The following is a 22,143-nucleotide window of genomic DNA, read 5'->3' as shown; positions in this document are numbered from 1 at the left end:
TCAACACCCGAACATAAACTTCAAACCTTCCCGTATTTCGCCGAAACCCCGTCAGCCAAAGGGGTGGTGAGACGCAGTCCACATCACATCGTCATTACAAAGCAGGCCGTACGGCCGACCAATGCCGTCACACGCTGTAACGTCGATTGGGTGCGTACCGATGACAGGCTCCACCGCGACGCGGAGCGCCCGACCAGCCGCGCCCTGCCGCGGATGAGTCGAACACGCGTATGGCTGTTCGGTGCGACGCTGGCGGTCTACGTGGCCATCGTCGTGGGCGTCCTCACCACCTCCAAGCTGGTGACGCTCGACTGGCAGGTCATGCTCTGGCGTCCTTACAAACAATGGCCGCAGATCCACGCGTTCCTGGACTATTTCGTGGTTCTCGGCCAGCGCGGCCCCACCGCCGTGATGGTGCTCGCCTGGCTGGGCTGGCGGGCGTGGCGCCACCGCACTCTGCACCCCCTGCTGGTGCTCGGCACCTCACTGCTCCTTCTGAACATCACCGTGGGGGCCGTGAAATACGGCCTCGGACGGCTTGGACCGCATTACGCGACGAACGTCGGATCGGCCGAGATGTTCGCCGGCGGCGACATATTTCCCTCGGGTCACACCGCCAACGCGGTAGTGACCTGGGGCGTTCTGGCCTACCTGGCCACCACACCGCGGGCCAGGCGCTGGGGGTCGGTGGCCAGCGCCCTGCTGGCGCTCGGCGTGGGCGCGACGACGGTCTACCTCGGCACGCACTGGGTGAGCGACGTCCTGCTCGGCTGGGCCGCGGGACTGCTGATCCTGCTGGCGCTGCCGTGGTTCGAGCCGGCGATGGCCTCGGCCGAGTCCTTCCTGACCACCGCGTGGGAGCGCCGGCGACGGCGCTCGCACAGCCTCGCGCGGCAGGCGGTTCCGGCGGGCGCGCTCGCCCGGCAGGAGGACGAGACGGCGGGCGCCGCGCCCGCGACCCGGCACTCGGTGACCGCCGGCAGCGCGGGCGGGGCGGTGAATCCCGCCGCGGCGGCGACGGCGCCCGGGGCGAACAGCCCGCACGCGCCGGGCCGGTCGCCGGCCGGCCGCCACGAGCGCACCCCGAGCACCCCGGCCGGCAGCCGCCGGCCGCCGGACCGCCCGCGTCCCGCCCCGCCGCTGGTCCACCAGCAGGCCGCCCGGGGCCGGGGCGTCGTCGGCTGACCCACCCCGAACGGCCCAACGGGCCGGGTGCCGTATTCCGTACGGCGCCCGGCCCGTTCGTGTGCCGTGGCGCTCAGCCCATCCAGCAGCGCCGCACCCGGCCGTCGGCGACGGTGAAATTCAGCCGCCCCGCCACGTACTCCATCGTCACCACCGCGTCCGGCGGCAGGCTGCGCACGGTCCGCCATCCGTGGTCGTACGCCCGCCGCTCGGCCTGCTCCTGCGGGAGTCCGGCGTAGGCGTCGAGGTCGTCGTGCGGGTTGGGGGCCGGGAAGGGGGACCCCTGGTCGCCCGGGTCGCCGGGCGTCGGGGCCGAGGAGTCCTGGTCGGAGGAGTCCGGGTCGTGGGAGTGCGGTGAGGGCGCCATGCCTGCCACCGTAGGCCTCCGGACGGGTGTACGCCGCCGGTCGGCTGCCACGTGTCACGGATCGTGCCTTTCCGCACGGCCGCGGCGGCGAATACCGGCCGGTCAATGAATTTCCTGTGTGCACAACTTCCACACAACTTCTCCGCAATGCCCGCCGTGCCCGGTGACCGGTATGCGGAACGGATTGCGATTCGACGCGCGCGTCAGCGGCCGGCCGGCCGGCGCCCGGCCTTTCTGACCGCTGCCCTGCGGGCCGCCCCCGCGACGTCGATCGCGGTCAGCACCGGCCAGGCCGCCCGGGTCGCGGTGGCGCGCACGGCGGCCCTCGGCCCCGCCGCGGGCCGGCGCCGGACGTCCAGCAGTTCGCGGAAGATCCGCAGGTGGCGCTCGGCGACCACCGCAGGGTCGTACGCGTCCGACGCGGCCAGCGCGGCGCGGCCCATCCGCATGCGGCGCTCGTCGTCCTCGATCAGGCTCAGCAGCGCCCCGGCGATCGCGGGCACGTCACGCGGCGGCACCAGCAGGCCGGTCACCCCGTCCTTGACGATCTCCCGCGGCCCCAGCGGGCAGTCGGTGGCGACCACCGGCAGCCCCGCGCGCATGCCCTCCACGATCGTCATCCCGAAGGACTCCAGGGAGGACGTGACGGCCAGGACCGACGCCTTGGCCAATTCCGGCTCTATCGGCGTGGCCGCGCCCATCAGCCGCACGTGGTCGCCGAGGCCCAGCTCGGCGATCAGGGCGGCCAGCGCCGCCTGCCGCGTCCCCTTGCCGTAGAGCCGCAGCGTCCAGTCGGGGCGGGCGGCGGCCACGGTGGCGAAGGCGCGGATCAGGTCGTCGTAGCGCTTGGCCTCGACGAGCCGGCCCGCGGCCACCACGACGCGCGCGCTGCCGTCGGAGACGGCGTCGCCCGCCGACGGCACGCCGTTGGGGACGCCGGTGGCGCGGATGCCGGGCATCCTGCGGCGGTAGACGGCCGCGTCGGCCTGCGTGGTGGTGGTGACCGCGTCCAGGGCCGGGTAATAGCGGCGCAGGGCCACGGTGAGCCGGGTGGAGTGGGTGTCGAGCGTCAGGTGCTCCTGGCCCACCCGCACCAGACGCCGCGGGGCCTGCCTGGCTATGTGCACGTTGAGCCCTGGGCGGGTGCCGACCACGACATCGGCGTCGAGCCCCGACAGGTACTCGCCGATCAGGTCGTCGGTCAGCGCGCTGTACTCCGGGTAGTTCCGGTCGCCGCGCGGGAAGACCGTGGCGGGTCGGGCGGCCCGCGGGTCCTCGTGCAGCCGTGCCGGGTTCTCGGTGCGCAGGTCGGCGAGCGGGCGCAGCCGCACCCGCGGGTCGTAGGCGAAGGCGGGCTTCTCGCGGGTGCGGAAGACCGAGGCGATCTCGACCTCGTGCTCGGCGGCGAGTGCCCCCGCCAGATTGCAGGTGGTGCGGATGGTGCCACCGACGCCGTAAGCGTTGTGCAGCAGGAAGACGATACGCATCGGCAGGCAGGTCCCCGGATCGCGTCCCGCCCCGGTGGACTGGGGCCGGGGGCTGACGGACTGTCGACCCCCGACCCTAACAACCCGCGGATGCCCGAAGCGGGATCGGGGTGCGGACGGCTGCCCTCCGCCGGGCGGGTCAGTCGAGGGTGAGGACCGCTCCGGCGGCCAGCTTGTTCGGATCGGCGCCGACCACGGCCTTGTTCAGCGTGTAGAGCCGCTGCCAGCCGCCGGACACGTGGTAGGTGGCGGCGATGTCCGACAGCGTCTCGCCGCCGCGCACGGTGTGCAGGGTGTGCACGGGGTCCTTGTGGTCGGCCAGCCCGAGCCGCTTGGAGCACACCGGCCAGGCGCCCCAGCCCTGGACCCGCACCACGGCCTCGGCGACCGCGATCTGCTGCTCGGGGGCGGCCAGGTCGGCGCGCCTGGCGTACTTCAGGCCGCCGAACATCACCCACGTGGGCTGCCAGAACTGCAACCCGCCGTAGAAGCTGTTGCCGGAGTTGATGTGCCAGTCGCCGCTGCTCTCGCACATCGCCAGGTCGTCCCAGACGGAGCGGGCCCGCTCCACCGCCCCCGCCGCGGCCTGTCGGGGCTGCTCCGCGGGGGTGCCCAGGGCCGCGTGGGCGGTCGCGGGACGGTCGGTTACGGTCTGCGCGGCCTCGGCGGGCTGGGTGATCAGCGGCAGCAGGGCTGCGGTGCCGAGGCCGGCGAGGACGGCGACGCGGTGCCGTCGCGGACTATGACGATAAGACGATTTCTCGCTCATCGGCACACGCTAAGCAGGCACAACCCCGCCCTCGGGGACGGCACGCCCCGCCCCGCGCCGCACCGCACCCGTTCGGCCCATCCGCTCCCCCGCGCCGGCCTGCCCCGCCAACCCGCGCTCCGGCAAACCGTGACTCCCGGCGCAGACCGGCCGTTGTCACAGTGCGCCGGGGCAGGCCCGGCCAAACGGACCAAGGAGACTCCCGTGGCGCCCCTGCTCGACGTGAGCGACGAGGTACGAGCCGAGATCGGCGAGGAGGAGACACAGCGGCTCCTCGCCGGCGAGAACGCGCCGGGCACGTACGACTGCACGTCCTGCCGCACGCCAGGGGACACCGGGCAGGAGCGGACGAGCACCGTGCTCTTCGTCGGCGACGAGACCGCGGTGCTGGCGTTCGCGCACGCCGCCTGCATCCCCTCGCAGGTCGTGCCGGTGTCGGAGGAGCAGCTCCAGGGGGCCGTACGCAGCATCTCGGGCGAGGAGGAGCATCCGGCGCCGGCCTTCGCCGCGCCGCCGGCCGTCCCCGTTCAGCCGGCCGCCCCCTCGCCGGGGGCGGCGCCGCGGCAGGCGGTGCTCGGCATCACCTGCGGGCTGATCATCGTCGAGGAGGCGCTGTGTCCGGCGCTGGTCATCGAGCCGACCGGGCCGGTCGCCCGCGTCGGTGCCACCGGCGGCGGTGACGACTTCCTGCCGCTGCTCATCGAGCAGGGCTTCATGCCGCAGCTCGACCTGGCGGCGCCGCCGTCGCCGCTGGCCGGCTGGTCGGTGCTGCTCGCGATGGGCAAGCTGCACGCCGTCCTCCAGCCGGCGGCCGGCGGCGCGCCCGCCACCGCGTGGTGGCAGGCCCACCAGCCGCTCCAGGTCAGCGACGGCTGGCGCGCGGCGGTCAGCCGTACGAACGCGGTCTACGTCTACGCAGGGCCTGCCGGCTCGATCGGCCGGCAGCCGCGGGAGGATCTCATGCGGGATGCTCTCGCCAAGGCCTGTGCCAGGGGGCAGCTGGTCGGCGCGACCATGCCACTAGCCGGCACGACGTAGTCGTGCGGCTCCCCTTCCGCAAGGGGGTACGCCCCAGGGGCGCGGGGAACTGCGCGCGCAACCGGCCACCGGCCGGTGGTCCCGAGCGAAGCGAGATGGGGGGCGCCCCCAGGCGAAGCTCTGGGGGAGGACCGAACAGCCCCTTTCGGACGGTGGCGACGTGCAGCCCGTCGACGGCTCGTCGCGCAGTTCCCCGCGCCCCTGAAGGGCACCGTCCCTGCGCAATGGGCACCGCTGAGCCCCCGCGCCCGGGAAAGCGCGCCGCCCTGCGGAAGGGAAAAGCCGCACGGACTGCGCCCCGGAAGGCGCGCCGCCCTGCGCAAGGGGCGCCGCTCAGCCCCCGCGCTCGGGGAGGCGCGCCGCCCTGCGGAAGGGAAGCCGCACGACCGCGTGCCCTGGTCGGGCACCGTCCCTGCGGCAGGGGCACCGCTGGACCCCCGTGCCCGGGGGAGGCGTGGCCCCTTGCGGAAGGGGCACCGACTTGGGACCTCAGCGGAGCGTAAGTTCAGTCGTGCGGACCGCATCCTGGCGGAAGGCCAGGTCGTTGGCGATACGTGCAGACCTTTGACGGTTCCTCCCGGTCCCCCTTCCAGCGGTACATCCCGTCGATGCGCAGCGCGCAGGACTCCTCCGGGGGTGGTGGCACGGCCACGCCGATCTATGACGCTCTGTACAGCGAATACCGCCGGCTCTTCCGTACGCTACCGGGGGACCGCACCGGCGAGGAGTCCTTGCAGTTCAACGGCTTCTCCGCCTGGCGGCCGGACTTCCCGCCGACGTCGGCGGGGCGGCACCGGGGGAACGGCCCGGCGGCGCTGCCGCCGGGCCGCCCCGACAACCGGATGAACGAGCGCTGAGGCCCGCCCGGAGGGCTACTTCTTGCGGCCGCGCTTCTCGCGGACGCGGACCGAGACCTGGATCGGGGTGCCGGTGAAGCCGAACTCCTCGCGCAGCCGGCGCTCGATGAAGCGCCGGTAGCCGGCCTCCAGGAAGCCGGAGGCGAACAGCACGAAGCGCGGCGGCTTGGTGCCGGCCTGCGTGCCGAACAGGATGCGGGGCTGCTTGCCGCCGCGCACCGGGTGCGGGTGGGCGGCGACGATCTCGCCGAGGAAGGCGTTCAGCCTGCCGGTCGGCACCCGGGTCTCCCAGCCGGCCAGCGCGGCCTCGATGGCCGGGACCAGCTTCTCCATGTGGCGCCCGGTGCGTGCCGAGACGTTGACCCGGGGCGCCCACTGCACCTGGACGAGGTCGCGCTCGATCTCCCGCTCCAGGTAGTAGCGGCGCTCCTCGTCCAGCAGGTCCCACTTGTTGTAGGCGATGACGACCGCGCGGCCCGCCTCGACGGCCATCGAGATGATCCGGGTGTCCTGCTCGGCGAGCGTCTCGGCGACGTCCACCAGGATCACCGCGACCTCGGCCTTCTCCAGGGCGGCCGCGGTGCGCAGGCTGGCGTAGTAGTCGGCGCCCTCGGTCAGGTGGACGCGGCGGCGGATGCCCGCGGTGTCGATGAACTTCCAGGTGATGCCGCCCAGCTCGATCAGCTCGTCGACGGGGTCGCGGGTGGTGCCCGCGATCTCGTTGACGACCACCCGGTCCTCGCCGGCGATCTTGTTGAGCATGGAGGACTTGCCGACGTTCGGCCGGCCGATCAGCGCGATCCTGCGCGGGCCGCCGACGACGTCGCCGAACGTCATGGCGGGCGCCTCGGGCAGCACGTCGAGGATCGCGTCCAGCAGGTCGCCGGTGCCGCGGCCGTGCAGCGAGGAGACCGGGAAGGGCTCACCGAGGCCCAGGTTCCACAGCGCCGCCGCGTCGGCCTCGGCGGAGGGCCCGTCGACCTTGTTGGCGGCCAGCACGACCGGCTTGCCCGCCCTGCGCAGCAGCTTGACGACGGCCTCGTCGGTGTCGGTGGCGCCGACGGTGGCGTCGACCACGAAGACCACCGCGTCGGCGGCCTCGATGGCGAACTCGGCCTGCGCGGCGACCGAGGCGTCGATGCCCAGGACGTCCTGCTCCCAGCCGCCGGTGTCGACGATCTTGAAGCGGCGGCCGTTCCAGTTCGCCTCGTACGTAACGCGGTCGCGGGTGACGCCCGGCTTGTCCTCGACCACCGCCTCGCGGCGGCCGATGATCCGGTTGACGAGGGTCGACTTGCCGACGTTCGGCCGGCCGACGACGGCGAGCACGGGCAGCGGGCCGTGGCCCGCCTCCGCGAGGTCGTCGGCGACCTCTTCGAGGTCGAAGCCCTCTTCGGCGGCGAGTTCCATGAACTCGGCGTATTCGGCGTCGCCGAGCGCGCCGGTCTCGCCGTGCTGGTCGTGCTGGTCCATTGGTCTCTCCGTCGGTCAACAGTGGTGCGCGCCGCCCCACCCGGCATCAGCCGGTGCGGTGCGGCGGCGGTGGTTCAGCGGCCGGTGGCCCGCCGGGCCTCGGCCATGTGTGCCGTCAGCCGGTCCTGGACGCGCAGGGTGGCGGCGTCCAGCGCGCTGCGGGTGCGCCGCCCGCTGCTGTCGCCGACGGCGAAGGCCTCGCCGTAGACGACGTCGATCCTGCTGCGCAGCGGCGGCAGTGCGGACACCAGCCGGCCCTTGTGGGCGCTGCCGAGCACGGCGACCGGCACGATGGGCGCGCCGGAGCGCAGCGCGAAATACGCCAGTCCCGCCCGCAGCTCGGCGAATTCCGGGCCGCCGCGGGTGCCCTCGGGGAATATGCCGAGCACGCCGCCGTGCTCCAGCACCCCGAGCGCGTGGGCGATCGCGGTGCGGTCGGCGCGCGACCGGTCGACCTCGATCTGGCCGATCGCCCGCAGGAACGGGTCGAGCGGCCCGACGAAGGCCTCCTTCTTCACCAGGAAGTGCACCGGGCGCGGTGAGGTGCCGATCAGCATCGGGCCGTCGATGTTGTGCGCGTGGTTGCCGGCCAGGATCAGCGGGCCCCGCGCGGGGATGCGCCAGGCGCCGAGCACCCGGGGGCGCCACAGGCCGTTCATCAGGCCGATGCCGATACCGCGGGCCACGGCCGCGCCGCGCGGGCTGGGCAGCGCGGGAGCCTGGTGGTGCTCGGTGGTCACCTGACGGTCGCCCGCCTTTCCTCGACCAGGGCGACGACACGGTCGACGACCTGGTCCAGGGTCAGCTCCGAGGTGTCGACCTCGATCGCGTCGTCGGCCTTGGCCAGCGGGGAGGTCTTGCGGCCGGAGTCGGCGGCATCCCGCCTGATCAGCGCCTCCTGGGTGGCGGCGAGGCTCACCGCGCCCTTCAGCTCGGTGCTGCGGCGGGCGGCGCGGACCTCGGCGGAGGCGGTGAGGAAGATCTTCGCTGTCGCGTCGGGCAGCACGGTGGTGCCGATGTCGCGGCCTTCGACCACTATGCCGGCGGCGGCGGTCGCGGCGGCGGCGCGCTGGGTCTCGACCATGCGGGCACGGACCTGGGGCACCGCGCTGACCGCGCTGACGGCGGCGGTGACCTGCTGCGAGCGGATCGGCGTGGTCACGTCGACGCCGTCGACGCTGATCTGCGGGTCGAGGGGGTCGGTGCCCGACACGATCGACGGCTTGCCCGCGCAGTCCGCGACGGCGGCCGGGTCGTCGACGTCGATGCCGTTGGCCAGCATCCACCAGGTGATGGCCCGGTACTGCGCGCCGGTGTCCAGATAGCTGAGCCCGAGCTTGGCGGCGACCGCCTTGGAAGTGCTGGACTTGCCTGTGCCGGAGGGGCCGTCGATGGCGACGATCACCGGGTTGTCCACAGCGGAAGGCCTTCCTCGTGCCACCCGGCTGGGCGCCGGGCCATCCCACCTAGATTACCGGCCAATCGGGTCCCCCCGATCCCCCGGAGTGCCTGAGCCCCGAAGGGCCGCGTGGGGGCACCCCCAGGCGAAGCTCTGGGGGAGAACTGCGCGCCCGGCCACGGCGGCGGGAAGGCCCCGGGACATGCGGACACGGCAGCCCGGGGGGACTTACGGCCGCAGCGACCACGCACGGTCGCGCAGGGCGGCGGCGAGCACGGGGGCCGAGCGCGGCTCGACGAAGAGGTGGACCAGGCCGGCCTGCTGGGCTGTGCTGTGCTCGATGCGCACGTCCTCGATGTTCACCCCGGCGGAGCCGGCGTCGGCGAAGAGGCGGGCCAGCTCGCCGGGCTGGTCGCCGATGAGGACGGCGACGACCTCGTACGCCTTCGGGGCGGCTCCGTGCTTGCCGGGTACCTTGGCGCGGCCGGCCCGCCCGCGGACCAGCACGTCCCGCACCGCGGCGGCGCCGTCACGGCGCTTCGCGTCGTCCGCGCTCTGCAGCGCCCGCAGCGCCTCCACCGTGCTGCCGAGGTCGGCGGCGAGGTCGGCGAGGACGTCGGCGACGGGGCCGGGGTTCGCGGCGAGGATGTCCATCCACATCGCAGGCTCCGACCCGGCGATCCGGGTCACGTCGAGGATGCCCTGCCCGCACAGCCGCACCGCACTGTCCTCGGCGTGTTCGAGCCGGGCGGCGACCATGCTGGACACCAGCTGCGGGGTGTGCGAGACCAGCGCGACGGCCCGGTCGTGGGCCTCGGCGTCCATGACGACGGGAACGGCCCCGCACAGCGCGACCAGTTCGAGTGCGAGGTTGAGCACGTCGGTGTCGGTGGCCGGGGTGGGGGTGAGCACCCAGGGGCGGCCCTCGAAGAGGTCCTCCGTGGCGGCGAGCGGCCCCGAGCGCTCGCGGCCCGCCATCGGGTGCGTGCCGACGTAGGCCGACAGGTCGCAGCCGAGGGCTTCCAGGTCGCGGCGCGGGCCGCCCTTGACGCTGGCCACGTCCAGGTAGCCCCGGCCCAGGCCACGGGTCATCGCGTCGGCGAGGGTGGCCGCGACGTGCGCCGGGGGCACCGCGACGATGACCAGGTCGACGGTGTCCGCGGGCGGCACGGCGCTGCCCGCGCCGAGTGCCGCCGCGGTCCTGGCGGCCGAGTCGTCCAGGTCGCTGAGCCGGACGTCGACACCGCGGGCGGTGAGCGCGAGCGCTGCCGACGTACCGACGAGTCCTGCGCCGATGACGAGTGCGGTTCTCACGTGGCGGTGTCCTTGCGGAGGGGGTGTGTACGGCCGGGGTGCGGTCGTCCAGCCTAGCCAGCGCGGGCCGCCGGTGAGACCCGGGACCGTACCGCGAGACGCGCCACCCGCGAGGCCGGCACCAGGCGTCCCGTACTCACCGTAAACCCCCTGGTCACCGTCCGAAGCAGGAAAACCCCGGCGGGCGGGCGTACAGGATGGCGATAATCGCGCCCATGCGTGAATCTCTGGGGCACGATCTCGTGCGCGAGCACACGGTCTACGCGTGTGTCATGGGCTCGCGGGCGTTCGGCCTTGCCACCGAGAGCAGCGACACCGACCTGCGCGGGGTGTTCGTGGCCCCGGCGCCGCTGTTCTGGCGGCTGGACAAGCCCCCGACGCATGTCAGCGGGCCGCGGGACGAGGAGTTCTCCTGGGAGGTCGAGCGCTTCTGCACCCTCGCGCTGCGTGCCAACCCCAACGTGCTGGAGTGCCTGCACTCACCGCTGGTCGAGTACGCGGACGCCACCGGCCGGGAGCTGCTCGACCTGCGGGACGCCTTCCTGTCCCGCAGGGTCGCGGCGAGCTTCCGCGGCTACGCGGCCCAGCAGCTCGGCCGCCTCGAAGCGGACATCCGCACCCGCGGCGAGCCCCGCTGGAAGCACGCCATGCATCTGCTGCGGCTGCTGATCAGCTGCCGCGACCTGCTGCGCACCGGCGCCCTGGCCATCGACGTCGGCGACCGGCGCGACGACCTGCTCGCGGTGCGGCGGGGCGAGCTGAGCTGGGAGGAGACCCGCGGCTGGATGCGGACGCTGCACGGCGAGGTGGACCTGGCCGCGGCCCGGACCCCGCTGCCCGAGGAGCCGGACCGGGCCAGGGTGGAGGACTTCGTGGTGCGGGTCCGGCGGGCGTCGGCGGAGGCGGCGGCGTCCGTGGACGCCGCCTCACCGGGCTGACCTACAGGTCGACCTCCTGCATCAGCATGCCGACCTCGGTGTTGGTCAGCCGGCGCAGCCAGCCGGACTTCTGGTCGCCCAGCGGGATCGGGCCGAAGCTGGTGCGGACCAGCTTGTCGACCGGGAAGCCCGCCTCGGCGAGCATCCGCCGCACGATGTGCTTGCGGCCCTCGTGCAGGGTGACCTCGACCAGGTAGTTCTTCCCGGTGTTCTGCACGATCCTGAAGTGGTCGGCCTTGGCCCAGCCGTCCTCCAGCTCGATCCCGGTCTTGAGCTGCTTGCCCAGGTCGCGCGGCAGCGGTCCCTGGATCGCGGCGAGGTAGGTCTTCTTCACGCCGTAGCGGGGGTGGGTCAGCCGGTGGGCCAGCTCGCCGTGGTTGGTGAGCAGGATCAGGCCCTCGGTCTCGGTGTCGAGCCGCCCGACGTGGAAGAGCCGGGTCTCCCGGTTGGTGACGTAGTCACCGAGGCACTGCCGCCCGTCGGGGTCCTCCATGGTGGAGACGACCCCCGCGGGTTTGTTCAGCGCGAAGAACAAATACGACTGGGTGGCCACGGTCAGGCCGTCGACCTTGACCTCGTCGTGCTCGGTGTCGACCCGCAGGCCCTGCTCGGTGACGATCCGCCCGTTGACCTCGACGCGGTGCTGCTCGATCAGCTCCTCGCAGGCCCGCCGGGAGCCCATGCCCGCCCTGGCCAGCACCTTCTGCAGCCGCTCGCCCTCCTGCTCGGCGCCGGGGAAGGTCTTGGGCAGGTTCAGCTTGGGCTTGCTGTGCCGCTGCCGGTTGCGCTCCTCGATCTGCGCGTCCAGCTCGCGGGGGCGGGCCGGGACCTGGCCGCGGCCGCGGTTCCCGGTCGGCTTGTTGCTGCCGGGCTTGGTGCGGGGCATGCCGCCGGGCTTGTTCGCACCGGACTGGCCGGTGCTGCCGACGTCGTAGCGGCGCTCCTCGGGGCGCGGCTTGGCGGGGCGCTGGGGCGGTCCGTCGGCCCGCCCGGGGCCGTCCCCGCGCCGGGGGGCGTCGCCGCCGCGCCCGCCGGAGCCGGCGCCGCGGCCGGAGCCCGCGCCTGACCCTCTGCGGTCCTGGCCGCCGCTCCCGCGCCTGTCGGCACCGCCCCGGGGGTTACGGTCGCCGCCGCCGCTGTTCCTGTCGCTGCTTCGCATCAAGTTTCCGTATTCGCAAGGGTCGATGGCTCGTCCGGCGCGTCCGGGTCGAACGACGGCAGTCCCTCCTGGGACTCCGCCTCGACCGCGTCCGCCTCCGGCAGGAACGGGGCGAGCGCGGGCAGCTCGTCAAGGCTGCGCAGGCCCATGCGTTCCAGGAAGTAGTTCGTCGTCCTGTACAGGATCGCACCTGTCTCGGGTTCCGTCCCACCTTCGACCACCAGACCGCGCTGCAGCAGCGTCCGCATGACGCCGTCGCAGTTGACCCCGCGCACCGCCGAGACGCGGGAACGGCTGACCGGCTGCCGGTAGGCGACGACCGCGAGGGTCTCCAGCGCGGCCTGGGTCAGCCGGGCGTGCTGGCCGTCCAGGACGAATTTCTCGACCGCGGGCGCGAAGTCGGGCCGGGTGTAGAAACGCCAGCCGCCGGCGACAAGGCGCAGGTCGAAGCCCCTGCCCTCGCGGGTGTAGTCGTCGGACAGCTCGCGCAGCGCCTTGCCGACGGCCCGGCGCGGGCGGTCGAGCACCTTCGCGAGCGCCTCCTCGGTGGCGGGTTCGTCCACCACCATCAGCACCGCTTCGAGTGCCGGTTTCAGGTCGAGACCGGCGGTGGCCGCGCTGAGCAGCCCGGTCGGCGGGGCCTTCTGCTCGGGCAGGTCGAGCCCGGCGGTGAGATCCGCCACGTCCGTCATCGTTGCTCTCCGTTCGGTGCTTTGCGGTCCTTGGCGGGCGCGGCCGCGGCCTCCTGGTCGAATTCGTCGGTCACCAGCGGGGTGTCCGGCGGCTGCTCCCCGCCGGTCCAGCGGACCCGCAGCTCGCCCAGCGCCTCCTCCTGGTCCAGCGCGACCGCCTTCTCCCGGTAGAGCTCCAGCAGCGCCAGGAAGCGGGCGACCACGGTGAGCGTGTCCGGCGCGTCCGCGGTCAGGTCGCCGAAGCTGGCCGCGCCCCGCTCCCGCAGCAGCGCGATCACGTGCTCGGCCTGCTCGCGCACGCTGACCAGGGGCGCGTGGATGTGGTCCACGTAGACCTGCGGCCGGGGCTTGGGCTGCATCGCCTTGACCGCGAGCTGCGCGAACCGCTCGGGCCCGATGCTCAGCACCACCTCGGGCAGCAGGTCCGCGTGCTGCGGTTCCAGGCCCACGGTACGCGGGTGGCGCAGCGCCTCCTGCTCCAGGCGGTCGGCGAAGATCGCCGCGATCTGCTTGTAGGCGCGGTATTGCAGCAGCCGGGCGAAGAGCAGGTCGCGGGCTTCCAGCAGCGCGAGGTCCGCCTCGTCCTCGACCTCGGCGGCGGGCAGCAGCCGGGCCGCCTTCAGGTCCAGCAGCGTGGCGGCGACCACCAGGAACTCGGTGGTCTGGTCGAGGTCCCAGTCCGGCCCCATGGCCCGCAGGTGCGCCATGAACTCATTGGTGACCTTGGACAGCGCGACCTCGGTGACGTCCAGCTTGTGCTTCGAGATCAGCTGCAGCAGCAGGTCGAACGGCCCCTCGAAATTCACCAGCCGTACGGTGAACCGCCCGTCGCCCGCTTCCGCCCCGGCGGGCGCCCCACCCGGCGGATCGGCTGCCGGTACGTCCACGGGCGGTACGTCCGCCGCCGGTGCGTCCACGGGCGGGTGGTCCGGTACGTCGTCGGGGCCGTCCACCGCCACGGCCGCCGCGTGCCCGTCCACGTCCTGCGGCACGTGCCCGGCCGCGTCCGTCGCGACAGGCTCCGCCCAGGTCGGGGCGCCGCGGCCGAGGCGGCGGCGCGGGCGGTCGGGGTCGTCGGTCGTGGTGGTCGGCATCGCGGTCCAGGGTGCGGGGGCGAAAACGGCAGGCTACCTCCCCCGGGGCGGCTTCCGCGGGGCTCAGCGCCCGCGGAGCCTGCGTACGAGAATGCTGGCGTCGCCTCGCGACTCCAGGTCGGCGAGCACCACGGCCACCGCCTCGCGGACGATCCGGCCCCGGTCGATGGCCAGGCCGTGCTCGCCGCGCAGCACCAGCCGGGCGTGCTCCAGGTCCATCAGCTCCTCGGCCGACACGTAGACGGTGATCTTCTCGTCGTGCCGCTCGCGCCCGCTGGGGCGGCGGTTCTGCCGGGGTGCCTTGCGCCGGGCCGCGCCCTGCTGCGGCCCTGGCTGGGCCTGCGGCGGCTGCGCGGTGACCGGCGGGGGGAGGGGGTGCTGTGCGGCCGTCGAGGGCGCGTACGGCTGCTGTGCCGGCACGTGCGGGTGCGAAGGCGCCGTGGAGCTGCCGTTGACGGTGGCGGTCGCCGTGCCCCCGCTGGAACCGGCTGCCGCGGTGCCCGCGCCGCCGAGCGGCCTGCGGCCCCCGGGGACGTCCCGGCCGCCGTGCTCCGCGGTGCCGCCCTGGTCCTTGCCGCCGCGGTCCTGGCCGTCGCCGGCCGTGTCGGGGTCGCCCTGCGCCGCCTCGCCGTCCCGGCCCGGCTCCTGCCCGGACCGCGGCCGCGCGTCGCCCTGCGGCTCGCGCGGCTCGCCACCGGCGTGCTGCTGCGGCTGCTGCCGGGGCTGCGGTGCCTGAAGCGCCGCACCCCCGGTGGTCCGGAACAGCTCGTCGGCGCCCGGCATGGTCACTCGGCGTGGCACCGGGCGAGCACCTCCCTGGCGAGTTGGCGATACGCGGCGGCGCCGACGGAGTTGGAGGCGTAGGTGGTGATCGGCTCGCCGGCCACGGTGGTCTCCGGGAAGCGCACGGTCCTGCCGATCACGGTGTGGAAGACGTGCTCGTCGAAGGCCTCGACCACGCGGGCCAGCACCTCGCGGCTGTGCACGGTCCGCGAGTCGTACATGGTGGCGAGGATGCCGTCGAGTTCGAGTTCCGGGTTGAGCCGCTCGCGGACCTTCTCGATGGTCTCGGTGAGCAGCGCGACCCCGCGCAGCGCGAAGAACTCGCACTCCAGCGGCACGATCACCGAGTGCGCGGCGGTGAGCGCGTTGACGGTGAGCAGGCCGAGCGAGGGCTGGCAGTCGATCACGATGTAGTCGTAGTCGGCCATCAGCGGCTTGAGGGCGCGCTGCAGGGTCGACTCCCTGGCCACCTCGCTGACCAGCTGCACCTCGGCGGCCGACAGGTCGATGTTGCTGGGCAGCAGGTCCATGCCCGGCACCGCGGTCTTGAGCAGCACCTCGTCCGCCGCGAGCCCGCGCTCCATCAGCAGGTTGTAGACGGTGATGTCCAGTTCCATCGGGTTGACGCCGAGTCCGACGGACAGCGCTCCCTGCGGGTCGAAGTCGACCAGCAGCACCCGGCGGCCGTACTCGGCCAGCGCGGCGCCCAGGTTGATGGTCGAGGTGGTCTTGCCGACCCCGCCCTTCTGGTTGCACATCGCGACGATCTTCGCCGGACCGTGGTCGGTGAGCGGGTTGGGGATCGGGAAGTAGGGCAGCGGCCGGCCGGTGGGGCCGACGCGTTCACGGCGCTGGCGGGCCGCGTCGGGGGCGAGCGTCGCGGCGTACTCCGGATCGGGCTCGTACTCCGCGTCGGGGTCGTAGAACTGACCGTCCTGCAGGTCGTTGTCGTCGTTGAAAGGCGCCATGGCGGAAGCAGGTCGCGTCTCTGTGGTCGTCTCGGCTCTGCGGGACTCGAAGGTGCGGACCGCGACGGAACCGACGGTCATTCCTGGTTGACCACCCCCGGGAGCAAATGTCGACTCATTCACAAGTCGTCTTACCTCCTTGGTGACCAGGAAACTTCTAGACAGGTCAGCGTGACTACAGCCGACGATTCGCGACTCTATGGCGTGTCGGTGGTTCACAGCAACACAATCCGCCGGACACGGCATGATGTGTCGGCAACCGAACACCCGGCTGTCAAGGGCGTAAGCACCTGAACGGCCGGGTCCTGACGTCGCAAGACCCGGCCGGAGGTGCGGTGTTGACGCCGTGTCGACACGGCGTGTCGCTATCAGCCAAGCAGTGTGTGCAGTTCGACCGAATCGAGTCCGTGCGCGTCGGCGACCGGACCGTAAACGACCTGTCCCTCATGGGCGTTGAGGCCGAGCGCGAGCGCCGGGTCGCGGCGCAGCGCCTCGCGCCAGCCGCGGTCGGCCAGCTCAACGACGTACGGCAGGGTGGCGTTGGTGAGCGCGTAGGTCGAGGTGTTGGGCACCGCGCCGGGCATGTTGGCCACGCAGTAGAAGACCGACTCGTGGACGGTGAAGGTCGGTTCCGCGTGGGTGGTCGGCCGGGAGTCCTCGAAGCAGCCGCCCTGGTCGATCGCGATGTCCACCAGCACGGCGCCCGGCTTCATGCGCGAGACCAGCTCGTTGGTGACCAGCTTGGGCGCCTTGGCGCCCGGGACCAGCACCGCGCCGACGACCAGGTCGGCGTCCAGCACGGCCTGTTCGAGGGCGAGGGCGTTGGACGCGATGGTCTGCACCCGGTTGCCGAACACCTTGTCGGCCTCGCGCAGCTTGTTGACGTCCTTGTCGAGCAGCGTGACGTGGAAGCCGAGCCCGAGCGCGATGGTGGTGGCGTGCCAGCCGGAGACGCCGGCGCCGATGACGACGGCCCGCCCCGACCGCACGCCGGGCACCCCGCCGGGCAGCACGCCGCGGCCGCCGGCCGAGCGCATCAGGTGGTAGGCGCCGACCTGCGGGGCGAGCCGGCCCGCGACCTCGGACATCGGGGCGAGCAGCGGCAGCCGGCGGTCGGCGGTCTCGACCGTCTCGTACGCGATCGCGGTGGTGCCGGACTCCAGCAGCGCGTCGGTGCACTCGCGGGAGGCCGCGAGGTGCAGGTACGTGAAGAGGGTCTGGCCCTTGCGCAGCCGGTGGTATTCCTCGGCGACCGGCTCCTTGACCTTGAGCAGCAGGTCGGCCGCCGCCCACACCTCGTCGGCGGTGCCGAGGATGGCGGCGCCGGCCGCGACGTACTCGGCGTCGGGAATGGACGAACCGCCGCCCGCGCCCTCCTCGACGAGGACCTGGTGTCCGCCTCGTACGAGCTCGTGCACGCCGGCCGGGGTGATGGCCACGCGGAACTCGTTGTTCTTGACCTCGCGGGGGATGCCCACCTTCACGTCGATCACGGTCCTTGCACTCAGGGATAACCGGCTGGATCGTCCTGACATCGTGTGGATTGACACGACACGTCGGACCTGACCGCGTTGTGTGCGGCCACGCCCAGTCTAGTGAAGGAAGAGCTGCTGTCCAGCCTTACAAAGTGGCTGGTTTCCGGCAGAGCATTGGCAGTTTCGTAGGCTGGCAAGGGGTTGCGGGCGGCAAGTGGGCCGGGGCGTCAGCCGGGCTGCGCACCCCGGCTGAACAGGCCCTTCGCCGCCTCGCGCTGCAACCTGGCGCCCTCCGGGTCGCCGAGCCGGTCCAGGAGGTCGGCGAGCCGCAGCAGCAGCGCCGCCTCCAGTCGGCGGTCGGCCGCCTGCCGCGCCCAGTACAGCGCGTCACGGCAGCTGCGCACCGCGTCGTCGGGGCGACCGGCGGACTCCTGGACCCGGGCCGCCTCGGCCAGGGCGCGGGCCTGCGCCGGCAGGTCGCCCAGCCGCTTGCTGATGCCGGCGGCCGTACGCCAGGCGCGCAGCGCGGGGCCGTACTGGCCGGTGTACGCCAGCAGGGTGCCGATCCTGCCGTGCAGCCTGGCCTGGTCGGCGAGTTCTCCGCCGGCCTGGCGCAAGGCGAGGGCCCGCCCGTACCAGTCGAAGGCGCGGCCCGGATCGCGCCGCTCAAGATACGTACCGCCCAGCGCCTCCAGGACGCGGCCCTCGGCCTGCCGGTCGTCGCAGGCGCGGGCCGCGTCCAGAGCGACGCGGTAGCGGTCCAGGGCGCGGTCGGTACGGCCCGCGGCGGCGTCCAGATCGCCGAGGTTTATCAAGGCGGCGGCCTTTTCGCGGACCAGTCCGCGGCGCTCGGCGACGTCCAGTACCAGGGAGTGCAGCTCGTAGCGCTCGGCGGCCATCGCGTCACCGCCCGGGAAGGCGGCCAGCGCGCGGACCAGGGCGGCCACCAGGCGGCGGGCGAGCGTGTCCAGCTCGCCGTCGGCGACCGCGGAGCGCGCGGCGGCCAGCAGGGCGGGCAGCCGCGACTCCAGCCACCCGGCTGCCGCCTGGGCGGTGTCGAACCGCAGAGCCCGCGGCATCCCCTCCTCCACCGGCTCCCGGGCCAGCGCCGCCCGGCACGACAGCAGCAGCCGCACCGTCCGCTCCAGCATCCTGGCCCGTGCCAGCCGCACCTCCTCCGGCCGCTCCGCCTCCGCGAGCAGCCCGGCCAGCATCGGCTCCAGGCACCCAGGCACCCGGTGGAGCGACCCCCCGCCGGCCACCAGGCCGCCCCGTACGAAATCCCCCAGCGCCGCCTCCGCCGCGTCCACCGCGCACCCGGCCAGCGCCGACGCCCCCTGCGCGTCCACGACCCCGGCGGGCGCGAGCACCAGCAGCCGCAACATCCGCGCGGCCGCGCCGGGCAAGGCGTCATAGGCCAGCCGGAAAGCCCGCACCAGCTCGCCCGCCGCGGGCTGGTAGCGGTCGGCGGCGGCCTGCGGCATCTCCCCGGCCGGGCGGGGCACGCGGGCAGCAGGGGGCGTGGCGGGGATGGCGCGAAGGCGGGTGGTCGTGTCGGCGAAGGAGAGGCCGGGCCGGGCGGCCAGCCAGGCGGCGGTCAGGTGGAGGGCGGTGGGGTGGCCGGCGAGTTCCTGCACCAGGGTCTCCGCGCCGCGCGGGTCGCAGCTGACGCGGGTGGCACCGAGGGTCGCCGCCAGCAGCTGTACGGCGGCCGGGGTGTCGAGCCCGCCGAGCGTGCAGGGGCGTACGTCGGGGACGCCGGACAGCGGGCCGCCCGAGGTGGCCACGACCAGGCTGTCGGGCGAGTCGGGCAGCAGCGCGGCCAGCTGTCCGGCCTGCACCACGTCGTCGAGCACGAGCAGCAGCCGCCGCCGGGCGGCCTGCGGGCCGCCCAGCGCCCGCTGCAACCCGCGGGCGACCTGCTCGACCGGCACCGGCGTGCCCTCCGCGCTGGTCAGCCGGACGAAGAAGCGGCCGTCGGGATAGCGCTCGGCCACCTCGGCGGCGAGCCGCAACGCCAGCGCGGTGCGGCCCGTCCCGGGCCGTCCGGCCACCAGCAGCACCCGCGCGGCCGTCGGCGTACCGCTGCCGAGACCGGGCCTGTCGATGTCGGCGAGCAGCTCGGCCAGTTCTCTCTCCCGCCCGACGAAATTCGCCGGCACGCCGGGAAGGACGACGACCCCGCCGTCGCCGGGGCGCGGGCCTGCAGGGTCCGAGCGGAGGGACTGCTCTGTCACGGGCCACGCTCCCGGCTCGGTCGGTCCTGGTCGCCGCGTCTCGGCAACGGCGCCGCCGTCGCCTTTGCCGCTACGGCGACGAGCGTAGTTGACGCCGGTCCCGCCGCCCGGGCGGCGCAGCCGCCTTTCGCGCAGCCGGGTGCCCTTGCGGCGGAGCCGCGCCCTTCGCGTCACCGTGGCTGGGCGCGCAGTTCTCCCCCAGAGCTGCACCTGGGGGTACCCCCACGCGCCGCTGAGGTGGCAGCCCCGTTCTGTGACGATCACAGGGCCGGTCCGCCGGCAAGGCGGGAAAGAAAGCAACGCACCGCAAGGGGCAGCACCCCTAGGGCGGGCAGCCCCATGCGGTGGCAGGTGGGAGGACTTTCGGCGCCTACGGGGTGAAGGGGCGGGCCGGCCATGGCGCCTCGGGCGGGCGGAGGGCGTCGAGGCCGTCGCCCGTCTGGGCCGCCCGCAGGGCCAGTACGCCGACGGCCAGGCAGTTGTTGTGGAGGGCGCCGGCCAGGGCGCCGTGGACGAGGTCGGCGAGGGGGACGCGGGCCATCTCCATGTCCGCCTCCTCGTCCGAGACCTCGAAGCGGTCGCCCTCGGCCTCGGAGATGCCGCGGGCCAGGAAGACGCGGACGGCCTCGTCGCACCCGCCGGGGGTGGTGTAGACGTCGATGAGCACCCGCCAGTCCTCGGCCTTGACGTGCGCCTCCTCGTACAGCTCGCGCTGGGCCGCGTGCAGCGGGTTCTCGCCGGGGACGTCGAGCAGGCCGGCCGGGATCTCCCAGAGCCGCTGCCGCACCGGGTGCCGGTACTGGCGCAGCACCAGCACCCGGTCCTGGTCGTCGAGCGCGACGACGGCGACAGAACCGGGGTGGACCTGGTAGTCGCGGGTCGCCGTGCTCCCGTCGGGCATGACCACCTCGTCCGTGCGGACGCTGGTCTTCTTGCCGGTGAAGGGCGTGGACGTGGCCGTGACCCGCCACTCCTCCGGGGTGTCCTCGATCATGCTGCGCCTTCCAGGAATGGGGTGTCTCAGACGGTGCGCCGCTCCACCGCGGCCTTCACCAGCCCGGCGAACAGCGGGTGCGGCCGGGTCGGGCGGGACTTCAGCTCGGGGTGCGCCTGGGTCGCCACCAGGTAGGGGTGCACCTCGCGCGGGTACTCGACGTATTCGACGAGCTTGTTGTCCGGCGACGTGCCGGAGAAGACGATGCCGGCCGCCTTCTCCAGGTCGGCGCGGTAGGCGTTGTTGACCTCGTAGCGGTGCCGGTGCCGCTCCTCGACGTACGGCTGGTCGCCGTAGACCTCGCGGACGATGGAGCCCTCGGCGAGCTTGGCCGGGTAGGTGCCGAGCCGCATCGTGCCGCCGAGGTCGCCCTTGCCGCCGACGATGTCGAGCTGCTCGGCCATCGTGGAGATCACCGGGTGCGCGGTCGCCGGGTCGAACTCGGTGGAGTTCGCGTCGGCGATGCCGGCCAGGTTGCGGGCCGCCTCGATGACGATGCACTGCAGGCCCAGGCACAGCCCGAGCAGCGGGATGCGCTGCTCGCGGGCGTAGGTGATCGCGGCCACCTTGCCCTCGACACCGCGGTCGCCGAAGCCGCCGGGCACGCAGACCGCGTCCACGTCGCCGAGCTGCTCCGCGGCGCCGGCCGGGGTCTTGCAGGCGTCGGAGGTGACCCACTTGATGGTGACCTTGGCGTTGTTGGCGAAGCCGCCGGCCCGCAGCGCCTCGGTGACCGACAGGTAGGCGTCGGGCAGGTCGATGTACTTTCCGACCAGGGCGACCTTCACCTCGTGGGCGGGTTCGTGCACCCGCCTGAGCAGGTCGTCCCACTGCGCCCAGTCCACGTCGCGGAAGGGCAGGTCGAGGCGGCGTACGACGTAGGCGTCGAGGCCCTCGGTGTGCAGCACCTTGGGGATGTCGTAGATGGACGGCGCGTCGATCGCGGCGACGACCGCGTCCTCGTCGACGTCGCACATCAGCGAGATCTTGCGCTTGATCGCGGTCGGCACCTCGCGGTCGGCGCGCAGCACGATGGCGTCCGGCTGGATGCCGATGTTGCGCAGCGCGGCCACCGAGTGCTGGGTGGGCTTGGTCTTCAGCTCGCCGGACGGGCCGATGTACGGCAGCAGCGAGATGTGCACGACGAAGACGTTGTCCCGGCCGACCTCGTGGCGGACCTGGCGGACGGATTCGAGGAACGGCAGCGACTCGATGTCGCCGACGGTGCCGCCGACCTCGGTGATGACGACGTCCACGTCGTCGGCGGCCATCCGGCGGATACGGGACTTGATCTCGTTGGTGATGTGCGGGATGACCTGCACGGTGTCGCCCAGGTACTCGCCGCGCCGCTCCTTGGCGATGACCGTCGAGTACACCTGCCCGGTGGTGACGTTCGCCGAACCGGCCAGGTTGACGTCCAGGAAGCGCTCGTAGTGGCCGATGTCGAGGTCGGTCTCGGAGCCGTCCTCGGTGACGAAGACCTCACCGTGCTGGAACGGGTTCATGGTGCCCGGGTCCACGTTCAGATACGGGTCGAGCTTCTGCATGGTGACCCGCAGGCCGCGTGCCTTGAGCAGCGCGCCGAGACTCGACGCGGTCAGGCCCTTGCCGAGCGAGGAGGCCACCCCACCGGTGACGAAGATGTGCTTGGTCGTCGTGGATTTCGGCGCAATTGCCAAGAGGGGGCTCCCGTGGTCGCGAGGTGAGGGTCGGGACGGGCTCGTCGGGGAGCGCCGTCGCGGCGGTTCAGTGGTTCAGCCCACCGGCCCACGGGCTACCAGGGTATCAGCGGTGCCGGGCGGCTTCGGCAGGCGGCGCGTGCCCGGTGCGCCGCGACCGCGCCGTGACAGCGGCGCAGCGGCGGCACGACAGGCCCGGAACGGGACCCGATGTGCCCGGAACGCACCCGGAAAG

19 protein-coding genes and 1 pseudogene are annotated in these 22,143 nt (G+C 73.4%); 4 read left to right on the top strand and 16 right to left on the bottom strand.

From position 1 onward, the window contains the following. The first annotated feature begins 150 nt into the window (after positions 1-150). Entirely contained in the window at positions 151-1,185 is a 1,035-nt protein-coding gene (locus tag BUE44_RS26000) for a phosphatase PAP2 family protein (protein WP_073501425.1), read from the top strand. 73 nt (positions 1,186-1,258) lie between these two features. Here BUE44_RS26000 and BUE44_RS25995 read toward each other — a convergent pair. From BUE44_RS25995 to BUE44_RS25985, 3 genes and pseudogenes are all read right to left on the bottom strand, one after another. Beyond that, positions 1,259-1,462 (bottom strand): annotated as a pseudogene (locus BUE44_RS25995) (hypothetical protein); the annotation flags it as partial. A gap of 293 nt (positions 1,463-1,755) precedes the next feature. After that, positions 1,756-3,039 (bottom strand): glycosyltransferase, encoded by a 1,284-nt coding sequence (locus BUE44_RS25990; protein ID WP_073501424.1) that lies wholly within the window; start codon positions 3,037-3,039, stop codon positions 1,756-1,758. A 139-nt stretch (positions 3,040-3,178) separates the two neighbouring features. Continuing rightward, the gene (locus tag BUE44_RS25985; RefSeq protein ID WP_073501423.1) at positions 3,179-3,808 is read right to left on the bottom strand and encodes a LysM peptidoglycan-binding domain-containing protein; all 630 of its coding nucleotides are present in this window, start codon (positions 3,806-3,808) and stop codon (positions 3,179-3,181) included. 204 nt (positions 3,809-4,012) lie between these two features. On the opposite strand from BUE44_RS25985, the gene BUE44_RS25980 reads away from it, so the two are divergent. Beyond that, a complete protein-coding gene (locus BUE44_RS25980) occupies positions 4,013-4,846 on the top strand; it encodes a hypothetical protein (RefSeq protein WP_107415839.1) in 834 nt (277 codons plus the stop codon). A gap of 608 nt (positions 4,847-5,454) precedes the next feature. After that, positions 5,455-5,703: a hypothetical protein gene (locus BUE44_RS25975; protein ID WP_107415843.1), complete on the top strand. Its 249-nt coding sequence runs from the start codon at positions 5,455-5,457 to the stop codon at positions 5,701-5,703. Between the two features lie 15 nt (positions 5,704-5,718). Here the strand turns inward: BUE44_RS25975 and der are convergent, their stop codons facing one another. From der to BUE44_RS25955, 4 genes are all read right to left on the bottom strand, one after another. Beyond that, on the bottom strand, positions 5,719-7,176 hold the full coding sequence (gene der / locus BUE44_RS25970) for a ribosome biogenesis GTPase Der (protein WP_073501421.1): 1,458 nt from the start codon (positions 7,174-7,176) through the stop codon (positions 5,719-5,721). A 74-nt stretch (positions 7,177-7,250) separates the two neighbouring features. Next, positions 7,251-7,835 carry a lysophospholipid acyltransferase family protein gene (locus tag BUE44_RS25965; RefSeq protein ID WP_079190104.1) on the bottom strand — a complete coding sequence of 195 codons (585 nt, stop codon included), beginning with the start codon at positions 7,833-7,835 and terminating at the stop codon, positions 7,251-7,253. 77 nt (positions 7,836-7,912) lie between these two features. Next, complete coding sequence (cmk, locus tag BUE44_RS25960; RefSeq protein ID WP_073501419.1) at positions 7,913-8,593, bottom strand: (d)CMP kinase; 681 nt, start codon at positions 8,591-8,593, stop codon at positions 7,913-7,915. 210 nt (positions 8,594-8,803) lie between these two features. Next, on the bottom strand, positions 8,804-9,889 hold the full coding sequence (locus BUE44_RS25955; RefSeq protein ID WP_073501418.1) for a prephenate dehydrogenase: 1,086 nt from the start codon (positions 9,887-9,889) through the stop codon (positions 8,804-8,806). A 215-nt stretch (positions 9,890-10,104) separates the two neighbouring features. On the opposite strand from BUE44_RS25955, the gene BUE44_RS25950 reads away from it, so the two are divergent. Next, positions 10,105-10,827, top strand: coding sequence for a nucleotidyltransferase domain-containing protein (locus BUE44_RS25950; RefSeq protein ID WP_073501417.1), 723 nt, complete (start codon positions 10,105-10,107; stop codon positions 10,825-10,827). A gap of 1 nt (position 10,828) precedes the next feature. Here BUE44_RS25950 and BUE44_RS25945 read toward each other — a convergent pair whose 3' ends face one another. From BUE44_RS25945 to BUE44_RS25905, 9 genes are all read right to left on the bottom strand, one after another. Continuing rightward, the gene (locus BUE44_RS25945) at positions 10,829-11,986 is read right to left on the bottom strand and encodes a pseudouridine synthase (protein ID WP_073501416.1); all 1,158 of its coding nucleotides are present in this window, start codon (positions 11,984-11,986) and stop codon (positions 10,829-10,831) included. Continuing rightward, positions 11,986-12,678, bottom strand: a complete 693-nt coding sequence (scpB, locus tag BUE44_RS25940) for an SMC-Scp complex subunit ScpB (protein WP_079190094.1) — start codon at positions 12,676-12,678, stop codon at positions 11,986-11,988. Before scpB ends, BUE44_RS25945 begins: the two co-directional genes overlap by 1 nt. Further along, positions 12,675-13,772, bottom strand: coding sequence for a segregation and condensation protein A (locus BUE44_RS25935; protein ID WP_073501415.1), 1,098 nt, complete (start codon positions 13,770-13,772; stop codon positions 12,675-12,677). The genes scpB and BUE44_RS25935 overlap by 4 nt, the downstream gene beginning before the upstream one ends. 63 nt (positions 13,773-13,835) lie before the next feature. Continuing rightward, entirely contained in the window at positions 13,836-14,555 is a 720-nt protein-coding gene (locus tag BUE44_RS25930) for a hypothetical protein (protein WP_407640062.1), read from the bottom strand. 2 nt (positions 14,556-14,557) lie between these two features. Continuing rightward, positions 14,558-15,523 carry a ParA family protein gene (locus BUE44_RS25925; protein WP_033176765.1) on the bottom strand — a complete coding sequence of 322 codons (966 nt, stop codon included), beginning with the start codon at positions 15,521-15,523 and terminating at the stop codon, positions 14,558-14,560. Between the two features lie 368 nt (positions 15,524-15,891). Continuing rightward, positions 15,892-17,016, bottom strand: a complete 1,125-nt coding sequence (ald, locus tag BUE44_RS25920; RefSeq protein WP_159450303.1) for an alanine dehydrogenase — start codon at positions 17,014-17,016, stop codon at positions 15,892-15,894. 209 nt (positions 17,017-17,225) lie between these two features. Continuing rightward, the gene (locus BUE44_RS25915; RefSeq protein WP_073501412.1) at positions 17,226-19,235 is read right to left on the bottom strand and encodes a tetratricopeptide repeat protein; all 2,010 of its coding nucleotides are present in this window, start codon (positions 19,233-19,235) and stop codon (positions 17,226-17,228) included. A gap of 370 nt (positions 19,236-19,605) precedes the next feature. Then, the gene (locus tag BUE44_RS25910; protein WP_073501411.1) at positions 19,606-20,229 is read right to left on the bottom strand and encodes an NUDIX domain-containing protein; all 624 of its coding nucleotides are present in this window, start codon (positions 20,227-20,229) and stop codon (positions 19,606-19,608) included. 26 nt (positions 20,230-20,255) lie between these two features. Further along, a complete protein-coding gene (locus BUE44_RS25905; RefSeq protein ID WP_073501410.1) occupies positions 20,256-21,908 on the bottom strand; it encodes a CTP synthase in 1,653 nt (550 codons plus the stop codon). Between the last annotated feature and the right edge of the window lie 235 nt (positions 21,909-22,143).

Source organism: Actinacidiphila paucisporea (assembly GCF_900142575.1).
GTDB classification, from domain to species: domain Bacteria; phylum Actinomycetota; class Actinomycetes; order Streptomycetales; family Streptomycetaceae; genus Actinacidiphila; species Actinacidiphila paucisporea.
This window is presented reverse-complemented; position numbering and strand designations above follow the sequence as displayed.